The 22,480-nt window shown below is 70.8% G+C and carries 19 protein-coding genes and 1 tRNA gene; 13 read left to right on the top strand and 7 right to left on the bottom strand.

Going from position 1 to position 22,480, the window contains the following annotated elements:
• Positions 1–221: 221 nt before the first annotated feature.
• From PYS65_RS18490 to PYS65_RS18455, 8 genes are all read left to right on the top strand, one after another.
• Positions 222–980 carry a YcnI family copper-binding membrane protein gene (locus PYS65_RS18490; protein ID WP_279335050.1) on the top strand — a complete coding sequence of 253 codons (759 nt, stop codon included), beginning with the start codon at positions 222–224 and terminating at the stop codon, positions 978–980.
• Between the two features lie 90 nt (positions 981–1,070).
• Complete coding sequence (locus PYS65_RS18485; RefSeq protein ID WP_279335049.1) at positions 1,071–1,727, top strand: SCO family protein; 657 nt, start codon at positions 1,071–1,073, stop codon at positions 1,725–1,727.
• Positions 1,724–2,197, top strand: coding sequence for a copper chaperone PCu(A)C (locus PYS65_RS18480; RefSeq protein ID WP_279335048.1), 474 nt, complete (start codon positions 1,724–1,726; stop codon positions 2,195–2,197). The genes PYS65_RS18485 and PYS65_RS18480 overlap by 4 nt, the downstream gene beginning before the upstream one ends.
• A gap of 13 nt (positions 2,198–2,210) precedes the next feature.
• On the top strand, positions 2,211–4,325 hold the full coding sequence (locus tag PYS65_RS18475; RefSeq protein WP_279335047.1) for a copper resistance CopC/CopD family protein: 2,115 nt from the start codon (positions 2,211–2,213) through the stop codon (positions 4,323–4,325).
• A gap of 6 nt (positions 4,326–4,331) precedes the next feature.
• Positions 4,332–5,624, top strand: a complete 1,293-nt coding sequence (gene efeB / locus PYS65_RS18470; RefSeq protein ID WP_279335046.1) for an iron uptake transporter deferrochelatase/peroxidase subunit — start codon at positions 4,332–4,334, stop codon at positions 5,622–5,624.
• A 70-nt stretch (positions 5,625–5,694) separates the two neighbouring features.
• Entirely contained in the window at positions 5,695–6,627 is a 933-nt protein-coding gene (gene pheA, locus PYS65_RS18465; protein ID WP_279335045.1) for a prephenate dehydratase, read from the top strand.
• Positions 6,628–7,246: 619 nt separating this feature from the next.
• Positions 7,247–8,524 (top strand): serine--tRNA ligase, encoded by a 1,278-nt coding sequence (serS, locus tag PYS65_RS18460; RefSeq protein ID WP_279335044.1) that lies wholly within the window; start codon positions 7,247–7,249, stop codon positions 8,522–8,524.
• Positions 8,521–9,324 (top strand): HAD family hydrolase, encoded by an 804-nt coding sequence (locus PYS65_RS18455; protein ID WP_279335043.1) that lies wholly within the window; start codon positions 8,521–8,523, stop codon positions 9,322–9,324. The genes serS and PYS65_RS18455 overlap by 4 nt, the downstream gene beginning before the upstream one ends.
• 91 nt (positions 9,325–9,415) lie before the next feature.
• Here the strand turns inward: PYS65_RS18455 and PYS65_RS18450 are convergent.
• The 5 genes from PYS65_RS18450 to PYS65_RS18430 form a co-directional block, all read right to left on the bottom strand.
• Positions 9,416–9,505 (bottom strand) — tRNA-OTHER (locus PYS65_RS18450).
• Positions 9,506–9,810: 305 nt separating this feature from the next.
• Positions 9,811–10,530 carry an ABC transporter permease gene (locus tag PYS65_RS18445; RefSeq protein WP_279335042.1) on the bottom strand — a complete coding sequence of 240 codons (720 nt, stop codon included), beginning with the start codon at positions 10,528–10,530 and terminating at the stop codon, positions 9,811–9,813.
• Positions 10,531–10,543: 13 nt separating this feature from the next.
• Positions 10,544–11,455 carry an ABC transporter ATP-binding protein gene (locus PYS65_RS18440; RefSeq protein ID WP_279335041.1) on the bottom strand — a complete coding sequence of 304 codons (912 nt, stop codon included), beginning with the start codon at positions 11,453–11,455 and terminating at the stop codon, positions 10,544–10,546.
• Positions 11,452–12,369, bottom strand: a complete 918-nt coding sequence (locus tag PYS65_RS18435) for an ABC transporter permease subunit (RefSeq protein ID WP_279335040.1) — start codon at positions 12,367–12,369, stop codon at positions 11,452–11,454. The genes PYS65_RS18440 and PYS65_RS18435 overlap by 4 nt, the downstream gene beginning before the upstream one ends.
• Positions 12,359–13,393 carry an ABC transporter ATP-binding protein gene (locus PYS65_RS18430; protein ID WP_387035406.1) on the bottom strand — a complete coding sequence of 345 codons (1,035 nt, stop codon included), beginning with the start codon at positions 13,391–13,393 and terminating at the stop codon, positions 12,359–12,361. The genes PYS65_RS18435 and PYS65_RS18430 overlap by 11 nt, the downstream gene beginning before the upstream one ends.
• Positions 13,394–13,661: 268 nt before the next feature.
• Here PYS65_RS18430 and PYS65_RS18425 point away from each other — a divergent pair, with 268 nt between their 5' ends.
• From PYS65_RS18425 to PYS65_RS18405, 5 genes are all read left to right on the top strand, one after another.
• A complete protein-coding gene (locus tag PYS65_RS18425) occupies positions 13,662–14,210 on the top strand; it encodes an RNA 2'-phosphotransferase (RefSeq protein WP_279335039.1) in 549 nt (182 codons plus the stop codon).
• 83 nt (positions 14,211–14,293) lie between these two features.
• On the top strand, positions 14,294–14,752 hold the full coding sequence (locus PYS65_RS18420; RefSeq protein WP_279335038.1) for a hypothetical protein: 459 nt from the start codon (positions 14,294–14,296) through the stop codon (positions 14,750–14,752).
• A gap of 93 nt (positions 14,753–14,845) precedes the next feature.
• The gene (locus tag PYS65_RS18415) at positions 14,846–15,718 is read left to right on the top strand and encodes a DUF72 domain-containing protein (RefSeq protein ID WP_279335037.1); all 873 of its coding nucleotides are present in this window, start codon (positions 14,846–14,848) and stop codon (positions 15,716–15,718) included.
• 10 nt (positions 15,719–15,728) lie between these two features.
• Entirely contained in the window at positions 15,729–16,625 is an 897-nt protein-coding gene (locus PYS65_RS18410) for an LLM class flavin-dependent oxidoreductase (protein WP_279335036.1), read from the top strand.
• A gap of 126 nt (positions 16,626–16,751) precedes the next feature.
• A complete protein-coding gene (locus PYS65_RS18405) occupies positions 16,752–17,678 on the top strand; it encodes an HAD hydrolase family protein (RefSeq protein WP_279337991.1) in 927 nt (308 codons plus the stop codon).
• Positions 17,679–17,692: 14 nt separating this feature from the next.
• On the opposite strand, the gene PYS65_RS18400 is transcribed toward PYS65_RS18405, so the two are convergent.
• A complete protein-coding gene (locus tag PYS65_RS18400) occupies positions 17,693–18,751 on the bottom strand; it encodes a M23 family metallopeptidase (RefSeq protein WP_279335035.1) in 1,059 nt (352 codons plus the stop codon).
• Positions 18,752–18,930: 179 nt separating this feature from the next.
• Positions 18,931–22,473, bottom strand: a complete 3,543-nt coding sequence (gene cydD, locus PYS65_RS18395) for a thiol reductant ABC exporter subunit CydD (protein ID WP_279335034.1) — start codon at positions 22,471–22,473, stop codon at positions 18,931–18,933.
• Positions 22,474–22,480 lie beyond the last annotated feature (7 nt).

The following is a 22,480-nucleotide window of genomic DNA, read 5'->3' as shown; positions in this document are numbered from 1 at the left end:
GTGTTTTCCCGTGTACGACGAGCCGTCGGCGACCGAACCGTCGCGGACAGCGCTCGGTGACCCGGACGTCACGGCCCCGCGGTCGACGACCCGGCGGCCGGACGGCAGAGCCGTCACCGGCACAGGTGCTCACCGCCACAGGTCTTCACCGGCACACGTGCTCGCCCGTGCGCGTATCCCTCATCGTCAGCCGAACCCCATCGAAGCGGAGTGCTTCTGCCATGAAGGCTTCCCGTATCGCCGCCGCCGGTGCCGTCGCCGGTGTCGCCGTCCTCACCCTGTCCGCCCCCGCCTTCGCGCACGTCAGCGTGCAGCCCGAGGGCGAGGCCGCCAAGGGCGGTTACGCGGTGGTGAACTTCAAGGTCCCCAACGAGCGTGACAACGCGTCGACGACCAAGCTCGAGGTGACCTTCCCGACCGACCACCCGCTGGCCTCCGTGATGCCGCAGCCGATCGACGGCTGGGACGTCAAGGTCACCAAGTCCAAGCTGGACAAGCCGCTGGAGGTGCACGGCAAGAAGATCGACGAGGCCGTCACCAAGGTCACCTGGACCGCCGACGACGACGGCATCGAGCCGGGCTTCTTCCAGAAGTTCCCGGTGTCCGTCGGCTCCCTGCCGGAGAACACCGACGAACTGGTCTTCAAGGCCCTGCAGACGTACTCCGACAAGGAGGTCGTCCGCTGGATCGAGGTGCCGCAGGAGGGCAAGGACGAGCCCGACTACCCGGCTCCCGTCCTCGCCCTGTCCGAGGCCTCCGCCGACGGCCACTCGCACGGCACGTCGGACGACAAGGCCCACGAGGCCGACGAGGACAAGTCCGCCGGGGACGCCGAGAAGGCCGCCGCGGAAACCACCGCGGCCGCCGACTCCGGCGGCACCGACACCACCGCCCGTGTCCTCGGCATCGTCGGCATCGTCGTCGGCGCCGCCGGCGTCGCCTACGGCGTGCTCGCCGGGCGTCGGCGCACCTCCGCCTGACCCCTCCCCACTGGACGGCGCGCACCGGGGTCACCCACGGCCCCGTGGGACCCCGGTGCGCGCCGGAGAACTCACATCCTGGAAACCATCATGCGCAAGAAGACCTTCACGGCGGCCGCCCTGCTCGCCGCCGCCACCCTGACCCTCTCCGCCTGCGGCAGCGGCGACGGCGACGGCGGCAAGCCCGTCGCCGTGGTCTCCGAGGAGGCCGGCGCGGAGAAGGCGGCCACACTCCTCGACAAGCCGTTCGAGAAGCCGGACCTCGTCCTCACCGACACGCAGGGCAAGGAGTACGACTTCCGAGAGGAGACCGCCGGCAAGCCCACACTGATCTACTTCGGCTACACGCACTGCCCCGACGTCTGCCCGCTGACCATGAACAACCTCGCGGTGGCCAAGAAGCAGCTGTCCCAGGACCAGCAGGACGAGCTGCGGATCGTGTTCGTCACCACCGACCCCGAGCGGGACACCTCCGCCGCACTCGGCAAGTGGCTCAAGGGCATCGACGACCAGGTCGTCGGCCTGACCGGCGACTTCGACACGATCCAGGCCGGCGCCCGCACCCTCGGCATCTCGATCAACGCACCGCGCAAGGACGACAAGGGCCAGGTCGTCTCCGACCACGGCACCCAGGTCATCGCCTTCTCCCCGAAGACCGACGGCGGCTACCTCCTGTACGGCGAGGACGCCACCGTCGAGGACTACACCGAGGACCTCCCCCGCATCATCGAGGGTGAGAGCCCGTGAGGCGTCGTCTCGCGCTCGCCGCGGTGACCGCCGCCGGGGCGCTGGCCCTGGCCGGCTGCGGCGGCTCGGGCTCCGGCGGCTCGGGCTCCGGCAGCGACACGGCCGAACTGTCCGTCGACTCCGCGTACATGCCGCAGCCGGTGTCGGACCTGGCGGCCGGCTTCCTCGTCATCAGCAACAAGGGCGGCGCGGACGACCGGCTGACCTCGGTCGGCAGTGACATCGCCGAACGCGTCACCGTGCACGAGACCGTCGACGGGTCCATGCGGGAGGTCGACGGACTCGACATCCCGGCCCGCGGAAGCCTCGTGCTCGAGAGCGGCGGCAGCCACCTGATGTTCGAGCAGTTGAAGCGGAAGCCGAAGCAGGGTCAGAAGGTCTCCGTCGAGTTGCGTTTCGCCCACTCCGACCCCGTCACGGTCGAGATACCGGTGAAGTCGGCCACCCACACCCCGAAGCACGGACACTGAGGGAGACACCCCCGTGACCCAGGCCATCGCCTCCCGCGCCCGGATCCTGCTGCTGCTGTTGCTGGCCGTCACCGGCGCACTCCTCGCCGGGGCCGCTCCCGCGTCCGCGCACGCCGCGCTGACCGGCAGCGATCCCCAGCAGGGGACGGTGGTCGACAAGGCCCCCACCCAGGTCTCGCTCACCTTCTCCGAACCGATCGCGGTGAGCGACGACTCCCTGCGCGTCCTCGACCCCAAGGGCAAGCGGGCCGACAAGGGCGACCCCGCCGACCCGAGCGGCACGACGTACACCGTGCACCTGCTCAGCGGACTGCCCGACGGCACCTACACCGTCACCTACCAGGTGGTGTCCGCGGACAGCCATCCCGTCGCCGGCGCCTTCACCTTCTCCATCGGCGCCCCCTCCGAGACCTCCGTCCAGGCCACCGCCCAGGCGTCCGGCGACGGGCCGGTGGGCTGGCTGTACAGCTTCGGGCGGTACATGTCGTACGCCGGGTTCGTGGTCATGACCGGTGGGGCCGCGTTCGTCCTGGCCTGCTGGCGGCCCGGCGCCGGGGTACGGACGGTGCAGCGACTGGTCGTCTCCGGATGGCTCACCCTCACCGCCGCCACCCTCGCGCTGCTGTTGCTGCGCGGCTCCTACACACGTTCCGGCAAGGTCGGCGACATCTTCGACATGTCGCTGCTCGGGGAGGTCCTGCAGACCAAGACCGGCGCGGCACTGGTGTCGCGGCTGCTGCTGCTCGCCGCGGCGGCGCTGTTCATCGCGGTGCTCTTCGGGGCCGCCCAGGAGCAGCGGGACGACACGGAGAAGCCGGACCCGACCTTCGGGCTCGCGATCGGGGGGACGATCGTGGCGGCCGGACTCGCCGCGAGCTGGGCCATGTCCGAGCACGCCTCCCAGGGGCTCCAGCCCGGCATCGCGATGCCGGTCGACATCGTCCATCTGCTGGCCGTCGCCGCCTGGCTCGGCGGACTCACCGCCCTGCTCGTCGCGCTCTACCGGGCACCCGCCGAGACCGCCGTCGACGCGGCCGCCGTCCAGCGGTTCTCGCGGCTCGCGTTCGGCAGCGTGGTCGCCCTGGTCGTCACCGGGATCTACCAGAGCTGGCGGCAGCTCGGCTCCTGGTCGGCGCTGACCGACACCCGGTACGGGCAGTTGCTGCTCGCCAAGATCGGGCTCGTGGTGGTCATGGCCGGGCTGGCGTACTTCTCACGGCGGTGGACGGCACGACTCGTCGGGACGGGCGGGCCGGCGGTCCGCCCGGAGACGGCCGGGACGGACCCCGTGACGGCCGTGTCCACTGCGAAGACCGGCACCGGGGAGACAGGTACCGAGACGGCCGGTGCCCGGGAAGCCGGAACCGGGGCGGAGAAGGCCGGGCCCGAAGTCACGGCCGACACCGACACCGACACCGACACCGACACCGACACCGACACCGACGGGGAACGCGCGACGGCCGCGGTCGGCACGGGGCAGGCCGCGGTCCGGACGGCGGAGGCACCCGGCACCGGGGCGCAGGCCGGTGAGGGCTCCGCGCGGGCCGCTCAGCTCGCCCGGCAGCGGGCAGCCGTGGAGACCGCCCGGCAGAAACGGCTGCGGGACGCCGACCCGAACCGCTTCGGGCTGCGTCGCTCGGTGCTCGCCGAGGCCGGGGTCGCCGTCGTCCTGCTCGCGATCACCACCGTGCTGACGCAGACCGAGCCGGGGCGTACGGAGCAGGAGGCCAAGGCGGCCTCCTCGTCCTCCGCCCCGTCGTCTTCGTCCTCGTCCGCCCAGGGCACCGGCGCGGTGACCCTGAACATGTCGTTCGACACCGGCGGCAAGGAGGGCAAGGGCGTCGTCACGGTCGACCTGAACCCCGCGCGCGTGGGCGGCAACGACATGCACATCTATGTGGAGCGAACCGACGGCGAGACCCTCGACGTCCCCGAACTGAAGGTCGACTTCACCCTCTCCGCCAAGGACATCGGGCCGCTGCCCGTCGCACCCGACCGCGTCGCCGCCGGGCACTGGTCGGCGAGTGACGTGCAGATCCCCATGGCGGGCGACTGGACGGTCGAGGTGACCGTGCGGACCTCCGACATCGACCAGGTGACCGTCTCCAAGAACGCGCAGATCGGCTGAACCACCATGACTGACCAGTCCACTCCGGAGGCCCGCCCCCTCGCGGCACCGGAAACCCGGGAAGGAGCCGCCGTACCGGACGACCGGAAGGGCATCTCCCGCCGCCGTCTGCTCGGCACCGCCGGGGCCACCGGGCTCGTGCTCGGTGCGGCGGGCAGCGCCGTGGGCTACGCCGCCGCGCCCTCCGAGGCGACCCCACTGACCTCGGTGGGCGCGGGCAGGGCGATGTTTCACGGGAAACATCAGCCCGGCATCACCCAGGGACTCCCCGCCCGCGGCCATCTCGTCGCCTTCGACCTGACGCCGGGCGCCGGGCGCAAGGAGGCCGCCGCCCTGCTGCGCCGCTGGTCGGAGACGGCCCGGCGGCTGATGGCGGGCGAGCCGAGTGCCGACGGCGACACCGACGTGGCCCGCGACGCCGGTCCCTCCTCACTGACCGTCACCTTCGGCTTCGGCCACAGCTTCTTCGCCCGCACCGGTATGGAGAAACAGCGTCCGGTGGCTCTGGATCCGCTGCCCGACTTCTCCTCCGACCACCTGGACAAGGCACGCAGCAACGGCGACCTGTGGGTGCAGATCGGCGCCCATGACGCCCTCGTCGCCTTCCACGCCCTGCGCGCCGTGCAGAAGGACGCCGGTTCGGCGGCCCGGGTCCGGTGGCAGATGAACGGCTTCAACCGCACACCGGGTGCCACCGCCCGGCCCATGACCGCCCGCAACCTGATGGGCCAGGTCGACGGCACCCGCAACCCGAAGCCGGCCGACCCGGACTTCGACCAGCGGATCTTCGTACCGGAGAACGGCGAGCCCGCGTGGATGGCGAACGGCTCCTACGCCGTCGTCCGGCGTATCCGCATGCTTCTCGACGACTGGGAGGAACTCGCGGTCAAGGAGCAGGAGGCCGTCATCGGGCGCCGCAAGTCCGACGGGGCACCGTTGTCCGGAGGCACCGAGACGTCCGAGATGGATCTGGAGAAGACGGACTCCGGAGGCAATCTGGTGGTCCCCGTCAACGCCCACGCACGGATCACCCGCCCCGACCAGAACGGCGGCGCGGCGATGCTCCGGCGCCCGCTCTCGTACCACGACGGCATGGACGCGGACGGCGTGCCCGACGCGGGTCTGCTGTTCATCTGCTGGCAGGCCGACCCGCTGCGGGGCTTCGTACCGGTACAGCGCAAGCTGGACCGGGGGGACGCGCTGTCGCCGTACCTCCGGCACGAGGCGAGCGGGCTGTTCGCGGTGCCGGGCGGCGCGGCGGAGGGCGAGTATGTGGGACAGCGGTTGCTGGAGGGGTGAAAGCCGCCTCGCGTCACTCCTGGGAGCACGGACGAAGGTGCGGTCGGCGTGAGCCCATTAGGGTGAGTCCATGCCAGCGAGCTATGCGTACCTCGGCCCCGAGGGCACCTTCACCGAGGTGGCCCTACGCACCCTTCCGGAGGCGGCCACCCGGGAACTGATCCCGTATGTGTCCGTGCAGTCCGCGCTCGACGCGGTACGCGCCGGTGAGGCCGAGGCCGCGTTCGTCCCCATCGAGAACTCCGTCGAGGGCGGCATCACCACCACCCTCGACGAACTGGTCGCGGGCACCCCGCTGATGATCTACCGCGAGGTACTGCTGTCGATCACCTTCGCGCTGCTCGTCCGCCCCGGCACCAAGCTCTCGGACATCAAGACGGTCACCGCCCACCCCGCCGCCCAGCCACAGGTGCGCAACTGGCTGAAACAGCACCTCCCGGACGCCGCCTGGGAATCGGCCGCCTCCAACGCCGACGGGGCCCGTCTGGTGCAGGAGGGCAGGTACGACGCGGCTTTCGCCGGCGAGTTCGCGGCGGCCCGGTACGGGCTGGAGGCCCTGGAGACCGGAATCCACGACGCGGAGAACGCCCAGACCCGCTTCGTGCTGGTCGGACGCCCGGCCCGGCCCGCCGCGCGCACGGGTGCGGACAAGACGTCCATCGTGCTGTGGCAGCGCGACGACCACCCCGGTGGCCTGCGCGACCTGTTGGACGAGTTCGCCACCAGGGGCGTCAACCTGATGCTGCTCCAGTCCCGGCCCACCGGTGCCGGTATCGGCAATTACTGTTTCTGCATCGACGCCGAGGGACATATCTCGGACCGCAGGGTGGCCGAGACGTTGACGGGACTCAAACGGATCTGCCTTCAGGTGCGCTTCCTCGGTTCGTACCCGCGTGCGGATGTGCAGCCGACGGAGGTACGGGATCCGCTGCCCGGAACATCGGACGCCGAGTTCGTGTCCGCGGCGGACTGGGTGGCGCGCTGCCAGGACGGCCGGTTCTGAGGGGCTCCAGTCGAGGTGGGGCCGGTCCTACCTGCTGATTTTCGTTATCCACAGAAGTTATCCACAGGTCCGCTTCTCGACCTGGGGACAAGTCGACAGCATTGCCCCGTTCGGTCGACAAATCCCCCCTGTGTCCGTGATTGCATTCACGCACCCATGGATCACCCTTCGCTCCCTCTTTTCCTTTCGGTAACCCTTTGGATCAGCCTCTTCCTCCTCGAAAGGGGAGGTAAGGGAAGCTTGCGCCGGGAACCCTTCCTCCGGTCGCGCGTTTCGGAGTGGTCGATTCCGGTGTCCACAGATTCCCTTCACACCCTGTGGATAACTTTCGAAAGACTGTGGTCACCTGTGGACAACCAGGCCCCAGGTTCCGTTTCCCGCAAGGAATTCCAGTCAACGAGCCGCCTGTGCGACTGACTCTCCCCAGGGAGCGGCACCCGCGCATTGACCACCCGGGACGCCTTCCGGTGAATGCCCATCGACCACTCCGTCACCCCACCACCCTGCCGACCCCGTCGAGTTCGGGACATATTACGCACACCACCCATAACGGAATGGGATCGGTCCTCTCGGAATAGTGAGTCGTGGGCTGTCACCGTGCACCGGTAGCCTTGACCGCGTGATTGACCTTCGCCTGCTCCGTGAGGACCCCGACCGTGTGCGCGCTTCGCAGCGTGCCCGTGGAGAGGACGTCGCGCTCGTCGACTCCCTCCTGTCCGCCGACGAACGGCGGAGGTCGTCCGGCGTCCGCTTCGACGAGCTGCGTGCCGAGCAGAAGGCGCTCGGCAAGCTCATCCCCAAGGCGGCCGGTGACGAGAAGGCCGAGCTGTTGAAGAAGGCCGGCACACTCGCCGCCGACGTCAAGGCGGCCGACGCCGAGCGGGACGCGGCAGCGGCCGAGACCCAGGAGCTCCTGGGCCGGCTGAGCAATCTCGTCCACCCCGACGTTCCCGTCGGCGGTGAGGAGGACTTCGTCACGCTGGAGACGCACGGCACCGCCCGCGACTTCAGCGCCGAGGGCTTCGAGCCCAAGGACCACCTGGAGCTCGGTCAGCTCCTCGGCGCCATCGACGTCGAGCGCGGCGCCAAGGTCTCCGGCTCGCGCTTCTACTTCCTGACCGGCGTCGGCGCCCTGCTCGAGCTGGCGCTGGTGAACGCCGCGATCGCCCAGGCCACCGCGGCCGGCTTCACACCGATGCTGACCCCGGCCCTGGTCCGTCCCCAGTCCATGGCGGGCACCGGCTTCCTCGGCCAGGCGGCCCAGGACGTCTACCACCTCGAGAAGGACGACCTCTACCTGGTCGGCACCTCCGAGGTACCGCTCGCCGCGTACCACATGGACGAGATCATCGACGCCGACCGGCTGCCGCTGCGCTACGCGGGCTTCTCGCCCTGCTTCCGCCGCGAGGCCGGCTCGCACGGCAAGGACACCCGCGGCATCTTCCGGGTGCACCAGTTCGACAAGGTCGAGATGTTCTCCTACGTCACTCCCGAGGAGTCGCAGGCGGAGCACCAGCGGCTGCTGGAGTGGGAGAAGCAGTGGCTGACGTCGCTGGAGCTGCCGTTCCGCGTGATCGACGTAGCCTCGGGCGACCTGGGCTCCTCCGCCTCGCGGAAGTACGACTGCGAGGCGTGGATCCCGACCCAGGGCAAGTACCGCGAGCTGACCTCGACCTCGGACTGCACCGAGTACCAGTCCCGTCGGCTCCAGATCCGGGTGCGTGACGGCAAGACGGTGCGTCCGCTGGCCACGCTCAACGGCACCCTGTGCGCCGTGCCGCGCACCATCGTGGCGATCCTGGAGAACCACCAGCAGGCGGACGGCTCGGTGCGGGTGCCCGAGGTGCTGCGTCCGTACCTGGGCGGTCGGGAACTCCTGGAGCCGGTCGCCCAGTGAGTACGCCGTTCCCCTACCAGCTCATCGCCACCGACCTCGACGGCACGCTGCTGCGCGACGACCACTCGGTCTCCCGCCGCACCCGTGACGCGCTCGCCGCGGCCACCGCGGCGGGCGCCGCCCACATCGTCGTCACCGGGCGCGCGGTCCCCTGGACCCGGCCCATCCTCGACGACCTCGGCTACCAGGGGCTCGCCGTCTGCGGCCAGGGCGCCCAGGTGTACGACGCGGGAGCGCACCGGCTGCTCACCTCGGTGACGCTGGACCGGCAGCTGGCCGCCGTGGCGCTGGCCAAGATCGAGGCGGAGGTCGGTCCGCTGTACCTGGCCGGGAGCCGCGCCGGGCTGGACGGCGAGGTGCTGGTGGGCCCCGGCTACGAAGTGCAGGGCCCACTGCCCGCGATTCCGTTCACGGACGCGTCGGACCTGTGGGCGGCGCCGTTGAACAAGGTGTACATCCAGCACCCGACCCTCACCGACGACGAACTCGTCGATGCGGTCACCCGCACCGCGGGCGGTTTCGTCACCGTCACCATGGCGGGCGAGGGCATCGTCGAACTGCTCCCTCTCGGTCTGTCCAAGGCCACCGGGCTCTCCCTGGCCGCTCGCCGGCTGGGGGTGAAGGCCGCGGGGACGATCGCGTTCGGCGACATGCCGAACGACATTCCGATGTTCGCCTGGGCCACGCAGGGCGTCGCCATGGCCAACGCCCACCAGGATCTGCGGGCGGTGGCCGACGAGGTGACGTCCTCCAACGAGGAGGACGGCATCGCGGTGGTGGTGGAGCGGTTGCTGGGCTGAGGCCCGGCGTTCGGCGTTCGGCGTTCGGCGTTCGGCGTTCGGCGTTCGGCGTTCGGCGTTCGGCGTTCGGCGTTCGGCGTTCGGCGTTCGGCGGAGGATGCACGGATCGAACGTGCGCGGGCTTTTCGGGCCCGACCAAGGCTTGAACCAAGCCAGTGCCTTACCACTCGGCCAATCCTCCGGGTGGGCGGCCCACGCGACGATGTGCGCGTGCTCGAAGCGGCCGCCCCGGGCAGGTCCCGGTGCGGGACGGACTCGACGGAGCAATAGGGATTACTCCGGAATCCGCCGTGGGCTGCCCTGACGGGAGCCGGACGTACTGCCGTGCATCGACATTCGTCCCGCTCCTCTCCCAGCAGACGGCGCCGGACCTTCCCGGCGCTGCGGACACCACCACTCTGCCCGCCGGAGGAGTCCGGCGCCACCGAATTCGAACGCGGCGGGCGGCGCCTGCCCGGCCACCGCCCGCCACTTCGCCGAAAGCCCTCACTCCTCGCCGGCGAGCGTGAGCGTGCGCAGCTTCTGACCGGCGTACCAGGTGGCCAGCACGGTGACCACGACCAGCAGGATCGTCGCGGTGGTCAGGCCGACGTCCGAGGTGACCAGCTCACCGCCGGCGACCTTCTGGGCCACCGCCAGCGACCACTGCTGGATGCTCAGCGTGCGGGCACCGGGGACCAGGGAGCCGAACAGGGCCTCCCAGACCAGCGCGTAGACCAGACCGAACACCACCGCGTGCCGGGAGACCGTGCCGAGCAGCAGGAAGAGCGCCGCGTACGCGATGGAGGCGACCAGCGCGGCCACCGTGTAGGCGACGGCGATCTGCTGGCCGTTGCCGTTCAGGATGAAGCCCGCGACCAGGGTGGGCACCGCCGAGAAGACCATCGTCACGGCGATCGCCACGATCAGCTTGGTGTAGATGATCGTGGACCGCTTGACCGGCTTGGACAGCAGGTAGACCACCGAGCCGTCGTCGATCTCGGGACCGATCGCGCCGGTACCCGCGATGACACCGATGATCGGCACCATCGTGGCGAGCGCGAGCCCGCCGAGGACGTCGGCCGCGGTCTGGTCGTCGGCACCGGCGAGAACGCGCACCGCCAGGGAGATCGCGATCAGCAGCAGCGGCAGGGCGCCCAGGATGAGGGCCCTGCGACGGCCGAGCAGGGCCCGGTAGGTGAGCCGGGCGACTGTGGGGTCGTACATGGTGTTCGGCCTCCTACGCCGCGACGAGATACGAGAAGACGGACTCGAGGGACTCGTCGGACGGCGAGACCGTGAGCAGGCGGATGCCGTGTTCCTTCGCGACCCTGGGCAACAGGGACGTGAAGCGGCCGAAGTCGACGGCCTGGATCCGCAGCACGCCCTCGCCGTGGTCGACCTCGATGCCGGACGTGGACGGGTCCGCGATCAGCGCGGCCGCGAGGGCGCGGTCGTCACTGGAGCGCACCAGGTAGCGGTGCGGGCGGTCCGTCATCAGCCGGCGGATCTTGCGGAAGTCACCGCTGGCCGCGTGCCGGCCGGCGACGACGACCTCGATGTGCCAGGCGAGCTGCTCGACCTCCTCGAGGATGTGGGAGGAGAACAGCACGGTGCGGCCCTCGTCGCCCATACGCCGCAGCAGGTCCATCAGCTGCATGCGCTGGCGCGGGTCCATTCCGTTGAACGGCTCGTCCAGCAGGAGCAGGGACGGCTCGTGGACCAGCGCGGAGGCCATCTTCACCCGCTGGCGCATGCCCTTGGAGTACGTGGCGATCTTGCGGTCCTGCGCGTACTCCATCTCGACCGTCGCCAGTGCCCGCTGGGCCTCCTTGGCGCCCAGTCCGTGCAGTTCGGCGTTGGCGAGGACGAACTCGCGGCCGGTGAGGAAGTCGTACATCGCCTCGCGCTCGGGGACGATGCCGATGTGCCGGTAGATCTTCTCGTTGCGCCACACCGCCTGCCCGTCGAGGGTGACGGTGCCGGTGGAGGGGGCGAGGAAGCCGGCCATCATGTTGATGAGGGTGGACTTTCCGGCGCCGTTGGGGCCGAGCAGACCGGTGACGCCGGGGCCGACGGTCATGGTGATGTCGTTGACGGCGACCACGTTGCCGAACCAGCGGGAGACGTGGTCGATGGAGAGCGTGGTCACAGGCCCACCTTCCGGTAGCGGCGCGTCAGAAGGCCGTAGCAGGCCGCGATCAGGCCGAGGGTGAAGAGGACGTACACCACGCCCTCGCCGTTGGTCGGGCCCACTCCGCCCGGGAAGGTGGAGCTCGCGCCGAGGAAGGCGGACTGCACACCGTCGATGAGGGTGACCGGTGAGAACAGCCCGATCCAGGCGACCGCCCCGGAACTGCCCTGGAACTCGGCGATCGCCTGGAGGGTGGAGACCGCTCCGTAGGAGATGGTCAGGACGGCGATCACGGCGGCGATGCCGAAGCCGCGGCGCGGGGTGACCGCGGCGATGACCAGGCCGATACCGCCGAAGAGCAGCGAGAGCAGTGCCACGGAGACGAGTCCCTGTGCGAACCCCTTGGTCTGGTCGGCGAAGTCGAGTTCGGCCAGCAGCGCGCCCACGTAGAGCACCAGCAGGGGAGCGGCGGTGAGGATGAACAGGGCGCAGGACAGGGCCGCGAACTTGGCGCGCACGTAGTCGGCCGTCTCGATGGGCCGCGAGAAGTACAGCGGCACGGTCTTGAAGCGCAGGTCGCGCGAGACGGACTGGGGTGCCTGCGAGGCGATGTACAGGCTGATGACGGCCTGCATGATGATCGCGTAGCGCGTGTAGTCGACGGGCAGTTCCTTCGCCTTGGTGGCGACCGCGACGGCGACCATGATGGCGGCGGGCACACACATCACCACGAACAGCAGCATCGGCAGCACCTTGGACTTCGCCGAGCGGCCGAGGCCGTAGGAGCCGCGCAGGGACTGCGAGAACAGCGAGAGCCTGGCGTAGGAGCGGCCGAGGCGGGGGCCGTCGTAGGAGCGGTAACCGATGTTGTGGATGCGGGTCTGGTCACCCGATGCCGGTGCGGGTGTCCGCAGGGGCTGCTCAACCGCCATGGCCGACCGCCTCCTTCCGCTGCGCGCCGTCGCCGGTGTCGGGTCCGGCCGCGGTGTCGTTGTCGGTGTCGTTCTTGAACACCTCGGAGATGTGGTGGCGGCGCTGTTCCATGCGCACCAGGCCGAGCCCGAGGTCGGCGATCACGTCCCGCACCAGGTCGTAGGTCTCCTCGCCTTCTGCCGTGAGCAGGAGGATGTGGCCGGCGCCCGGCAGTCCGCTGCCGTCCTGGACGGTCACCCCGCGCGCGTGGAGCGCGTCACGCACCGCGCGGGTGCCGTCGGGGTGCTCGTCGGTGTCGGTGACCTCGATCGCGAGGGTCGTCGTGATCTGGGTGAAGTCCGTGGTGGAGCTGGAGCGCAGCAGCTTGCCGCCGTCGACGACGACCACGTGGTCGCAGGTGCGCTCGAGTTCGCCCAGCAGATGGGAGGTGACCAGGACCGAGATGCCGAAGTCGGTGTGGATCCGGCGGATCAGGCCGAGCATCTCGTCGCGGCCGACGGGGTCGAGACCGTTGGTCGGCTCGTCCAGGAAGACCAGTTCCGGGTCGTGCACCAGGGCCTGGGCCAGCTTCACCCGCTGCTTCATGCCGGTGGAGTAGCCGCCCATGGGGCGGTAGCGCTCCTCGTACAGGCCGACATGGCGCAGGGTGTCCGCGGTGCGTTCCCGCGCGGCGGTGGGCGGCAGGCCGGACATGCGGGCCATGTGCACGACGAACTCGGTGGCCGAGACGTCCGGCGGCAGGCAGTCGTGCTCCGGCATGTAGCCCACCCGCTCGCGGATGGCGGCGCCCTTGGTCGCGACGTCGAGGCCGAGCACTTCGGCGCGGCCCTCCGTGGCGGGGGACAGACCCAGAAGGATCTTGATCAGTGTGGACTTGCCGGCTCCGTTGGCTCCGACGAGTCCGGTCACACCGGGCCCGACTTCCATGGAGAGCCGGTCAAGCGCGGTCACCCGGGGGAACCGCTTGCTCAGGCTTTCGGTCGCGATCACAGTCACGTCCCCGACGTTAGTGGCCTGCGCCACGTGGGTCGTCAGACCGGAGAGCCGTTTTGGAGTCCCCCTGGAGTCGTACGGGCCCGTAGGGGACCCTTCGTCGGGGAGTGGTGCGGGACACGGGCGGTGTGCCGGATCGCCCGGGTGAAGCCGTTTTTCCGAGACGACCGGTGGAACTCCGAAGCGGTTGTCCACAGGTGCACCCGATTTCGCTGTGGATAACCACACTTGACTGTGGATCAAACATCCTGGGCAAAATTGATCGCGTGATGCGCGTCTCTCCCGGCAGGCTGGGAGGATGGACGAAAGACGCACCGTGAAGGTGTCGAAGTACCTCGCCAGGCATCTGCGCCATACGCCCGAGGAGATCGGGCTCGCGCTCGACGAGGCCGGCTGGGTCGAGATCGACACGCTGATCGCCGCGGCGGCCGCACACGGTTTCCGGTTCACCCGGGCGGAACTCGACCAGGTGGTCGCCGCCAACGACAAACAGCGCTTCGCGATCGAGGGCACCCGGATCCGCGCCAGCCAGGGTCACAGCGTCGGGGTCGACCTGGGACTGCCGTCGGCCGTCCCACCGCCGTGCCTCTTCCACGGTACCGTCGGCCGTCACGTGGCCGCCATCCGCGCCGAGGGTCTGCTGCCCATGGACCGGCATGACGTGCACCTCTCCGCCGACCGTGCGACGGCGGCCCGCGTCGGCGCCCGCAGGGGCCGCCCGGTGGTCCTTCCCGTGGACGCGGCGGCCATGCACCGCGACGGCCACGTCTTCCGGGTGAGCGCGAACGGCGTATGGCTGACCACCGCCGTACCCGCTCGGTATCTGCGGTTCCCCGAGGGCCACTGACACGACGGCTTCCCCGTCCCCCGCCGTCCGCGCGTTCCTCGTGGGTGGTGCTGCCGTGCTTTCCCGACAGCCGACGACACCGCATGATCAGCGGTATGGATCATCTGCCCACCACCGAGGCCGCCGTCACCGCCCTTCGGGCGCTCGCCGAGGGGTACGAGCGCGAGATCGAGGTCACCCATGACGTGGGTGCCGACCAGACGTCGCGCCGCACCGCGGCAGGCGTGGGAGTCACCACCGACCCGGACGGGTCCCTCCCCCATGAGGCCTACGTCGAGTTCGGCGGCCTGCCCAGGGTCAGGGTGCGGCTCTACCCCGAGGGCGACGCGCTGATCGACGTGGAGGGCGTGGAGTGCCCCGACATCCCCCGCGACGATGTCCCGGCCTTCCTTCGCTCCGTCTTCGACGGCCTCGCCCACGTCAGAGGGCGGCGCTTCCCGCCGGGGTACTTCCTGATGGTGCCGCTGCCCGGGGACCGGACGCACAAGGAGTTCATCCCGATGATCGTCCTCACACCCTGGCTGAGCGCGCGCGTGCGGTGAGCGTTTCACGTGAAACACCCGGGCACCCAGAGCCGGGCGGACGGCTTCCTGCGCCGGACGAATCCGTCACCGCGTCCGGGGAAGACGGGCGGAATGGGAGAGATCCGGGTCGGAACCTGCTCGTGGACGGACAAGGCGCTGGTGTCCAGCGGCTGGTATCCGGCAGGCCACCGCGACGCGGAGGGCAGACTGCGGCACTACGCCACACAGTTCCCGGTGGCCGAGGTGGACTCCACCTATTACGGGCTGCCCAGCGCCCGTAACAGCCTTCTGTGGACCGACCGCACCCCGGAGGACTTCCGGTTCGACGTGAAGGCGTTCTCCCTGCTCACCGGACATCCGACACGGCCGGAAGCGCTGCCCGCCGCACTGCGTCCGGCCTTCGCCCGGCAGCGGGGACGGACCGGCATCGACCCCGGGCTGCTGGACGACGTGTGGGACCGGTACAGCGCGGCCCTCGAACCACTGCGCGCGTCCGGCCGTCTGGGGACGCTGGTTTTCCAGTTCCCCCGCCGGCTCGTACCGGGGAGGCCGGCGGTGGAGTTCCTGCGCCGGTGCCGTGAGCGTGCCGCGGGATGGCCGATGGCCGTGGAGTTCCGGCACCCCGGCTGGTGGCGCGAGGAACAGGTCGATGCGACGACCGCCCTGCTGACGGAGCTGGACACGGCCGCCGTGGCCGTGGACATGGTGCAGACGCTTCCCGCTTCCGTGCCACCTGTCGTACGGGTCACCACCCCGGAACTCGCCCTGGTGCGCTTCCACGGCCGCAACGGCGCGTGGGGGACCGGCACCAAGGAAGAGAGGTTCCGCCACTCGTACACGCCCGAAGAACTCTCCGAGTGGACACCGCGCGTCCACGAGATGGCCGAGCAGGCTCGGGAGGTCCACGTCCTGTTCAACAACTGCTGCGGTGACGCCGCCGTCCGCGCCGCGCAGTCGATGCGACACCTGCTCGGTCTCTCGTAGGGTCGTCCTCATGCGACTGAGCACTGTGATCCTGCCGATCGACCGCTGGCGCGAGGGTGGCCGCGACAAGTGGCGGCGTGCCGAGGAGCTGGGCTTCCACGCCGCCTACACCTATGACCACCTGTCCTGGCGGACCTTCCGGGACGGCCCCTGGTTCGGCGCGGTCCCCACGCTCACCGCCGCCGCGACGGCCACCGAACGGCTCCGGCTCGGCACGCTCGTCACCTCGCCGAACTTCCGGCACCCGGTGACCCTCGCCAAAGAGCTGATCTCCCTCGACGACGTCTCCGGCGGGCGCGTCACCCTCGGTATCGGCGCGGGCGGAACCGGTTTCGACGCCACCGCGCTCGGCCAGGAACCGTGGACGCCGCGTGAGCGGGCCGACCGCTTCGCCGAATTCGTCCCCCTGCTCGACCGGCTGCTCACCGAGGACTCCGTGTCGTACCAGGGCGACTTCTACGCGGCGCACGAGGCCCGTGGCATCCCGGGTTGTGCGCAGCGGCCCCGGTTGCCGTTCGCCGTGGCCGCCACCGGACCGCGTGGGTTGCGGCTCGCCGCACGGCACGGGCAGGCGTGGGTGACCACGGGCGACCCGAAGCTGTACGAGAACGGCACGTCCGAGCAGTCGGTTCACGCCATTCGTGGTCAGCTGGAGAGGCTGGCCGACGCCTGCGCCGAGCGCGGGCGGGACGTGGCCGAACTGGAAAAGATCCTGCTCACGGGGTTCACCCCGGACCGGGCCCGGCCGCTGGCGTCCCTGGACGCGTTCGTCGACTTCGCGGGCCGCCACACGGAGCTGGGATTCACCGAGATCGTGCTCCACTGGCCCGTCCCGGACTCGGACTTCGCGGCGGACCAGAAGATCTTCGAGCGGATCGCCATGGAGGCGTCGGCGCAGCTGTCCTGAGCAGGAGCCCGGCCGGCGGGACCGATGCCCGTGCCCTCGCGGCGACCGCTTCGTCGAGGGATTCGGGGAACACCGAAGAGCGGTAACCACTCACATGTGCGGAGTGCCGCACGGTCGTGCGGGCGCATACGGGACAATGACCGGGTGACCTCAGCGATCCGACAGCCCGCGACCCCGGGCTCTCCCCAGTTCTCGACCTCGCTCGAGCAGAAAGACAGCCCCGTCGTCCCACCGCGGCTCATCGCCACCGACCTCGACGGCACCCTGCTGCGCGACGACAAGTCGGTGTCCCCCCGCACGGTCGCCGCACTGGCCGCCGCCGAGGAGGCGGGCATCGAGGTTTTCTTCGTCACCGGCCGCCCCGCCCGCTGGATGGACGTCGTCAGCGACCATGTCCACGGCCACGGGCTCGCCATCTGCGGCAACGGCGCCGCCGTCGTGGACCTGCACGGCGGTCCCGGCGCCCACCGCTTCGTGAAGGTGCGGGAGCTCGCCCGGCCGAACGCGCTGGACGCGGTGCAGATGCTGCGCGACGCCGCACCGGGCACCGTGTACGCCGTCGAGCAGACCTACGGCTTCCACCAGGAGCCGGCGTACCCGAAGCTGCACATGGAGGTCCCGGACCTTTTGGCCCCGGCCGAGGAACTGCTGGCGCCGGACGCCCCCGCCGCCGACGAACCGGTGCTCAAGGTCCTCGCCCACCACCCCGAACTCGACCCCGACGCCTTCCTCAGCCTGGCGCGGCTGGCCGTCGGCACCCGTGCCAACGTCACCCGCTCCAGCCCGAGCGCCCTGCTGGAGATCAGCGGTCCCGACGTGTCCAAGGCGAGCACGCTCGCCCTGTGCTGCGCCGAACGCGGAATCTCACACGAGCAGGTCGTGGCGTTCGGGGACATGCCCAACGACATCGAGATGCTCACCTGGGCGGGCCGCTCCTACGCGATGGGCAATGCCCACCCGGACGTCCTCGCCGCCGCCTCGGGGCAGACGATCGCCAACAACGAGGACGGAGTGGCCGTGGTGATCGAACAGCTGCTTGCGGATCATTTCTGAGTGCCGGGGCTCGCTCAGAGGGTGAGGCCTCGTTGCGCGAGCCACGGCACCGGATCCACCGCCGAGCCCATCTCCGGCGTGACCCGCACCTCGAAATGCAGATGCGGTCCGGTGGAGTTGCCGCTGGTCCCGGACTGGCCGATCCACTGCCCGGGCGAGACGCGCTCGCCCTGGTCGACGGCGACGGCGGCCAGATGGGCGTACTGCGTGTAGTAGCCGCCCGTGTGCTGCACCACGATCTCGATGCCGAAGGCCCCTCCGCAGGACACCTTCACCACCCTGCCCGCGCCCACGGACCGCACCGGCGTGCCGATCGGCACCGCGAAGTCCTGCCCGGTGTGCTGGTTGGCCCAGAGTGCGCCGCCACTCCCGTAGGACGCGGACAGCGCATAGGTCTCCACCGGTGGCACCCAGGAGTCGGTGAACCGGAACTCCGGCTGGTCGAGCCGTACCGCACCACGGCAGGAGCCGGCCGTCACCGAGGCGTCCGCCTGTCCCTGCAGCTGCCACCGCGCCGTCTCGAGTTTCTGCTCGATGCCGTTCTTCAGGTCGGCGAGTTGCTTGTTCCGCTTCTCCAGCGCTTTCCACGCTTCCGCCGCCTTCGCCTCCTCACGGGTGATCCGCGCCTCGGCCCGTGCGTTCTTCTTGATCGCGTTGTCGAGGGCCACATGCGCCTTCCACAGGGCCCGCTGGCCTCGCATCATCTCCTCGGGGTCGTCCGCGAGGAGGATGTGCGCGGTCAGCGGCACCCCACCGCCGGTGCGGTACTGGGACCGCGCGATCCGGCCCAGGTCCTCGCTCAGGACAGCGGACTCCGCCCGCTCCCGGTCGAGCAGATCCTCCAGCCGCTGCGCCTCGGCCCGCTGCCGGTCGGCCTCGCGCCTGCCCGCCTCGTACTTCAGGGTCGCCGCGGCCGCTTCCTCGTAAAGCCGCACCACCTGTGCACTGACGCCGGATCCCAGGCCGTGGCCGGGGGCCTGGGGCACCTCGCCGTCGGTGGGCCGGGCGGCGAGCACGGCGAGCGCGCACATCGGCACGGCGACGAGCAGCGGACGGCGGCGGGTGAGGCGCATGACAGCGATCCTCGCGCCGCTCGGGCACCCGGTCCTGTTCATGTCGTACGCCTGGGGGAGCGTGCGACCCGGATGGACCAGTGATACCGCCGAAAAGGGGCCCTGCCCGTCAGGGTTGACGCCTTGTCACACGCGCCCTTCACGGTCACGCTTGTGGCGTCCCGGTCTCCGTGTCCCGGTCAGTTCGCCACCGCCAGCCGGTCCGACTCGGCCTCGCGCCGCAGCATGCGCCGCAACGGTCCGGCCACGGCTGCCAGTTCCTCGTATGCTCCGCGCTGCACCACGCGCCCCTCGTCCAGCACGATCACCTCGTCCACCGCCGTCAGTCCGGCCAGCCGGTGGGTGATGAGCAGGGTCGTGCGGCCCTCGGTGGCGGCCAGCAGATCGGCGGTGAGCGCGTCCGCGGTCGGCAGGTCGAGGTGCTCCGCGGGTTCGTCCAGCACCAGCACGGGGAAGTCCGCGAGCAACGCCCTGGCCAGTGCCAGGCGTTGCCGCTGCCCCCCGGAGAGCCGTGCCCCGTGCTCGCCGACGAGGGTGTCCAGGCCGTCGGGCAGGCTGTCGGCCCACTCCAGCAGCCTGGCACGGGCGAGCGCGTCGCGCAGTTCACCCTCGGTGGCGTCCCGCTTCGCGAGCAGCAGGTTCTCGCGCACCGAGCTGTCGAAGAGGTGGGCGTCCTGCGCGCACAGTCCGACCAGCCGTCGCACGTCGTCGCCGTCCAGGGCGTACGCGTCCACACCGGCCAGCGTGTACGAGCCCGCCCTCGCGTCCAGGAACCGCAACAGCACCCGTGCGAGCGTCGTCTTGCCCGAGCCGGACGGGCCGACCACCGCGATCCTGCGGCCCTGCTCCAGCCTCAGGTCCAGTCCGGCGAGCGCGTCCCGTTCCTGCCCGGCATGCCGGGCCTCGAGCTCCTTGACCACGAGCGGGAACGGCGACGCGGGCGCCTGCCGGGGTCGTTCCGGCTCCTGTACCGGCACCGGGGCGTCCAGTACCTCGTACACGCGCTCGGCGCTCTTGCGCACTCGCTGCCGGTGCTGCACGGCGAGCGGCAGTCCGAGTACGGCCTCGAAGGCCGCCAGCGGGGTGAGGACGACAACGGCCAGCGCCACGCCGTCCAGCCGGCCGGCGGACACCGCCTGCACGCCGACGAGGGCCGCGGCCGTGACGGTCAGACCCGAGATCAGTGCGGTGAGTCCGTCTCCGAGGGCGGTGGCGGTGGCCGCGCGCGAGGCGATCCGGGTGAGCACTCCGTCGGCCCGTCGTGTCTCCGCGGTCCGCCTGGGCAGGGCGCCCGCGACCGTCAGCTCCGCGGTTCCGGTGAGCAGGTCGGTGACGCGGGTCGCGAGGACTCCGCGGGCGGGCGCCAGCCGGCGCTCCGCACGCCGGGCCACGGCGCCCGTGATCGCCGGTACACCGGCTCCCGCCGCGAGCAGCCCGGCCGCGAGCACGGCTCCGGCCTCGGGGAGCAGCCAGGCCGTGAAGCCGACGGACAGGGCCGAGACGGCCACCGCCGCACCTGCCGGAAGCAGCCAGCGCAGCCAGTAGTCCTGCAGTTCGTCCACGTCGGCGACCAGCCGGGAGAGCAGATCGCCCCGGCGTGTTCCTCGCAGTCCGGCAGGGGCCAGCCGCTCCAGCCGCCGGTACACGGCGACCCTGGTGTCGGCCAGCGTCCTCAGCACCGCGTCGTGCGACACGAGTCGCTCGGCGTACCGGAACACGGCTCGTCCGATGCCGAAGGCCCGCGTCGCCGTCACGGCGATCATCAGATAGAGCACGGGGGGCTGCTGCGAGGCCCGGGAGATGAGATATCCGGACGTCGCCATGAGGCCCACGGCGCTGCCCAGCGCGATGCTGCCGAGCACCAGCGCGAACGTGAGCCGCCCTCGCCGGGCACCGGACAGAGCACGGACACGGGCCAGCACTCCGCGCGCGCCGGTCTCTGCGCCGGTTTCTGTCAGGGCGTCCTCCGGTCCGGACCCCGCCGCGCCTTCGGCGGAGGCGGGAGCGGCACCGGCAGCGTGTTCGGTGAGCGGAGGCTCCTGGTCGACGCCGTCGTGATCCGCCGGTCCGGGCCGCGCCCGGTCGCCGGCAGCGGGTTCCGTCACCCGCACCACGCGATCCGCCACCGCCAGCAGGGCCGGCCGGTGTGCCACCAGCAGCACGGTCCGACCGGCCGCCAGCCGCCGTACAGCTGCCACGACCTCGGCCTCGGTGGCCCCGTCCAGCGCGGCCGTCGGCTCGTCGAGCAGCAGCACGGGACGGTCCGCAAGGAAGGCGCGGGCCAGCGCGAGCCGTTGCCGCTGTCCTGCGGACAGCCCCGCTCCGTCCTCCCCCAACGCGGTGTCGGCACCCTCGGGCAGCGCGTCCACGAATTCCAGGGCACCCGCGTCCCGCAGGGCACGGCGGACGGCGTCGTCGTCCGCGCCGGGCCGGGCCAGGCGTACGTTCTCGGCGATCGTCCCGGCGTACAGGTGCGGCCGCTGCGGCACCCAGGCCACCCGGCTGTGCCACTGCGCCGGATCGACACCGGAGAAATCGGCTTCCCCGATCCGCACCCGTCCCTCGGTCGGCCGCACGAAGCCCAGCAACACGTTCAGCAACGTCGACTTGCCGGCCCCGCTCGGCCCGACCAGCGCGACCGTCTCCCCTGGCTCGACGGAGAAGGACACGTTCGACAACGCGTCCGTCGACCGTCCGGGATAGCGGACGGTCACGCCCTCGAAGGACAGGGCGCCCGACGGTACCGCGCCGGTGCCCGGCGTCGGCACGGGTGTCTCCAGGACCGAGAAGATCTCCTCGGCGGCGGCCAGCCCTTCCGCCGCGGCGTGGTACTGCGTACCGACCTGTCGCAGCGGCAGGTACGCCTCGGGCGCGAGGATCAGGATGACCAGGCCGGTGTACAGGTCCATCTCGCCGTACACGAGCCGCATGCCGATCGTCACGGCGACCAGCGCCACCGAGAGGGTGGCGAGGAGTTCCAGCGCGAAGGAGGAGATGAAGGCGATCCGCAGGGTCCGCATGGTCGCCCGGCGGTATTCGTCGGTGATCCGCCGGATCGACTCCGCCTGCGCCTTGGCCCGCCCGAACACCTTCAGCGTCGGCAGCCCGGCGACGACGTCCAGGAAGTGACCGGACAGCCGGGACAGCAGCTCCCACTGCCGGTCCATCTGGGACTGGGTGACCCATCCGATCAGCATCATGAAGACCGGGATGAGCGGCAGCGTGACGACGATGATCGCCGCCGAGACCCAGTCCTCGGTGACGATCCGCGCCAGCACCGCCACCGGGACGACCACAGCGAGCCCCAGTTGGGGCAGATAGCGCGAGAAGTAGCCGTCGAGGGCGTCGACCCCACGGGTCGCCAGGGCGACCAGCGAACCGGTCCGCTGCCCGGTCAGCCACCCCGGGCCGAGTGCCGTGGCCCGCTCCAGCAGTCGGCCCCGCAGTTCCGACTTGACCGCCGCGCTCGCCCGGTGCGCGGCCAGCTCGGTGAGCCAGCCGACCAGGGCGCGGCCGACCGCGACACAGACCAGGAGCATCACGGGAGTGCCGATTTCGGCCAGGTCCAGACCGTGCTGGAAGGCGCCCACCACCACCTCGGCGATGAGCATGGCCTGAGCGATCACCAGCCCCGCGCCGACGGCGCCCAGGGTGACGACCGCCACCAGGAAGAATCGCGTGGCGCGGGTGTAGCGGAGCAGTCGCGGGTCGATTGGTTTCACGTGAAAC

It is taken from the genome of Streptomyces cathayae (assembly GCF_029760955.1).
GTDB classification, from domain to species: domain Bacteria; phylum Actinomycetota; class Actinomycetes; order Streptomycetales; family Streptomycetaceae; genus Streptomyces; species Streptomyces cathayae.
This window is presented reverse-complemented; position numbering and strand designations above follow the sequence as displayed.

Coding starts and splice junctions, on each gene's coding strand:
- PYS65_RS18490 (WP_279335050.1), top strand. CDS start 222: ATGAAGGCTTCCCGTATCGCCGCCGCCGGTGCCGTCGCCGGTGTCGCC.
- PYS65_RS18485 (WP_279335049.1), top strand. CDS start 1,071: ATGCGCAAGAAGACCTTCACGGCGGCCGCCCTGCTCGCCGCCGCCACC.
- efeB (WP_279335046.1), top strand. CDS start 4,332: ATGACTGACCAGTCCACTCCGGAGGCCCGCCCCCTCGCGGCACCGGAA.
- pheA (WP_279335045.1), top strand. CDS start 5,695: ATGCCAGCGAGCTATGCGTACCTCGGCCCCGAGGGCACCTTCACCGAG.
- PYS65_RS18445 (WP_279335042.1), bottom strand. CDS start 10,530: ATGTACGACCCCACAGTCGCCCGGCTCACCTACCGGGCCCTGCTCGGC.
- PYS65_RS18435 (WP_279335040.1), bottom strand. CDS start 12,369: ATGGCGGTTGAGCAGCCCCTGCGGACACCCGCACCGGCATCGGGTGAC.
- PYS65_RS18425 (WP_279335039.1), top strand. CDS start 13,662: ATGGACGAAAGACGCACCGTGAAGGTGTCGAAGTACCTCGCCAGGCAT.
- PYS65_RS18420 (WP_279335038.1), top strand. CDS start 14,294: ATGATCAGCGGTATGGATCATCTGCCCACCACCGAGGCCGCCGTCACC.
- PYS65_RS18415 (WP_279335037.1), top strand. CDS start 14,846: ATGGGAGAGATCCGGGTCGGAACCTGCTCGTGGACGGACAAGGCGCTG.
- PYS65_RS18410 (WP_279335036.1), top strand. CDS start 15,729: ATGCGACTGAGCACTGTGATCCTGCCGATCGACCGCTGGCGCGAGGGT.
- PYS65_RS18400 (WP_279335035.1), bottom strand. CDS start 18,751: ATGCGCCTCACCCGCCGCCGTCCGCTGCTCGTCGCCGTGCCGATGTGC.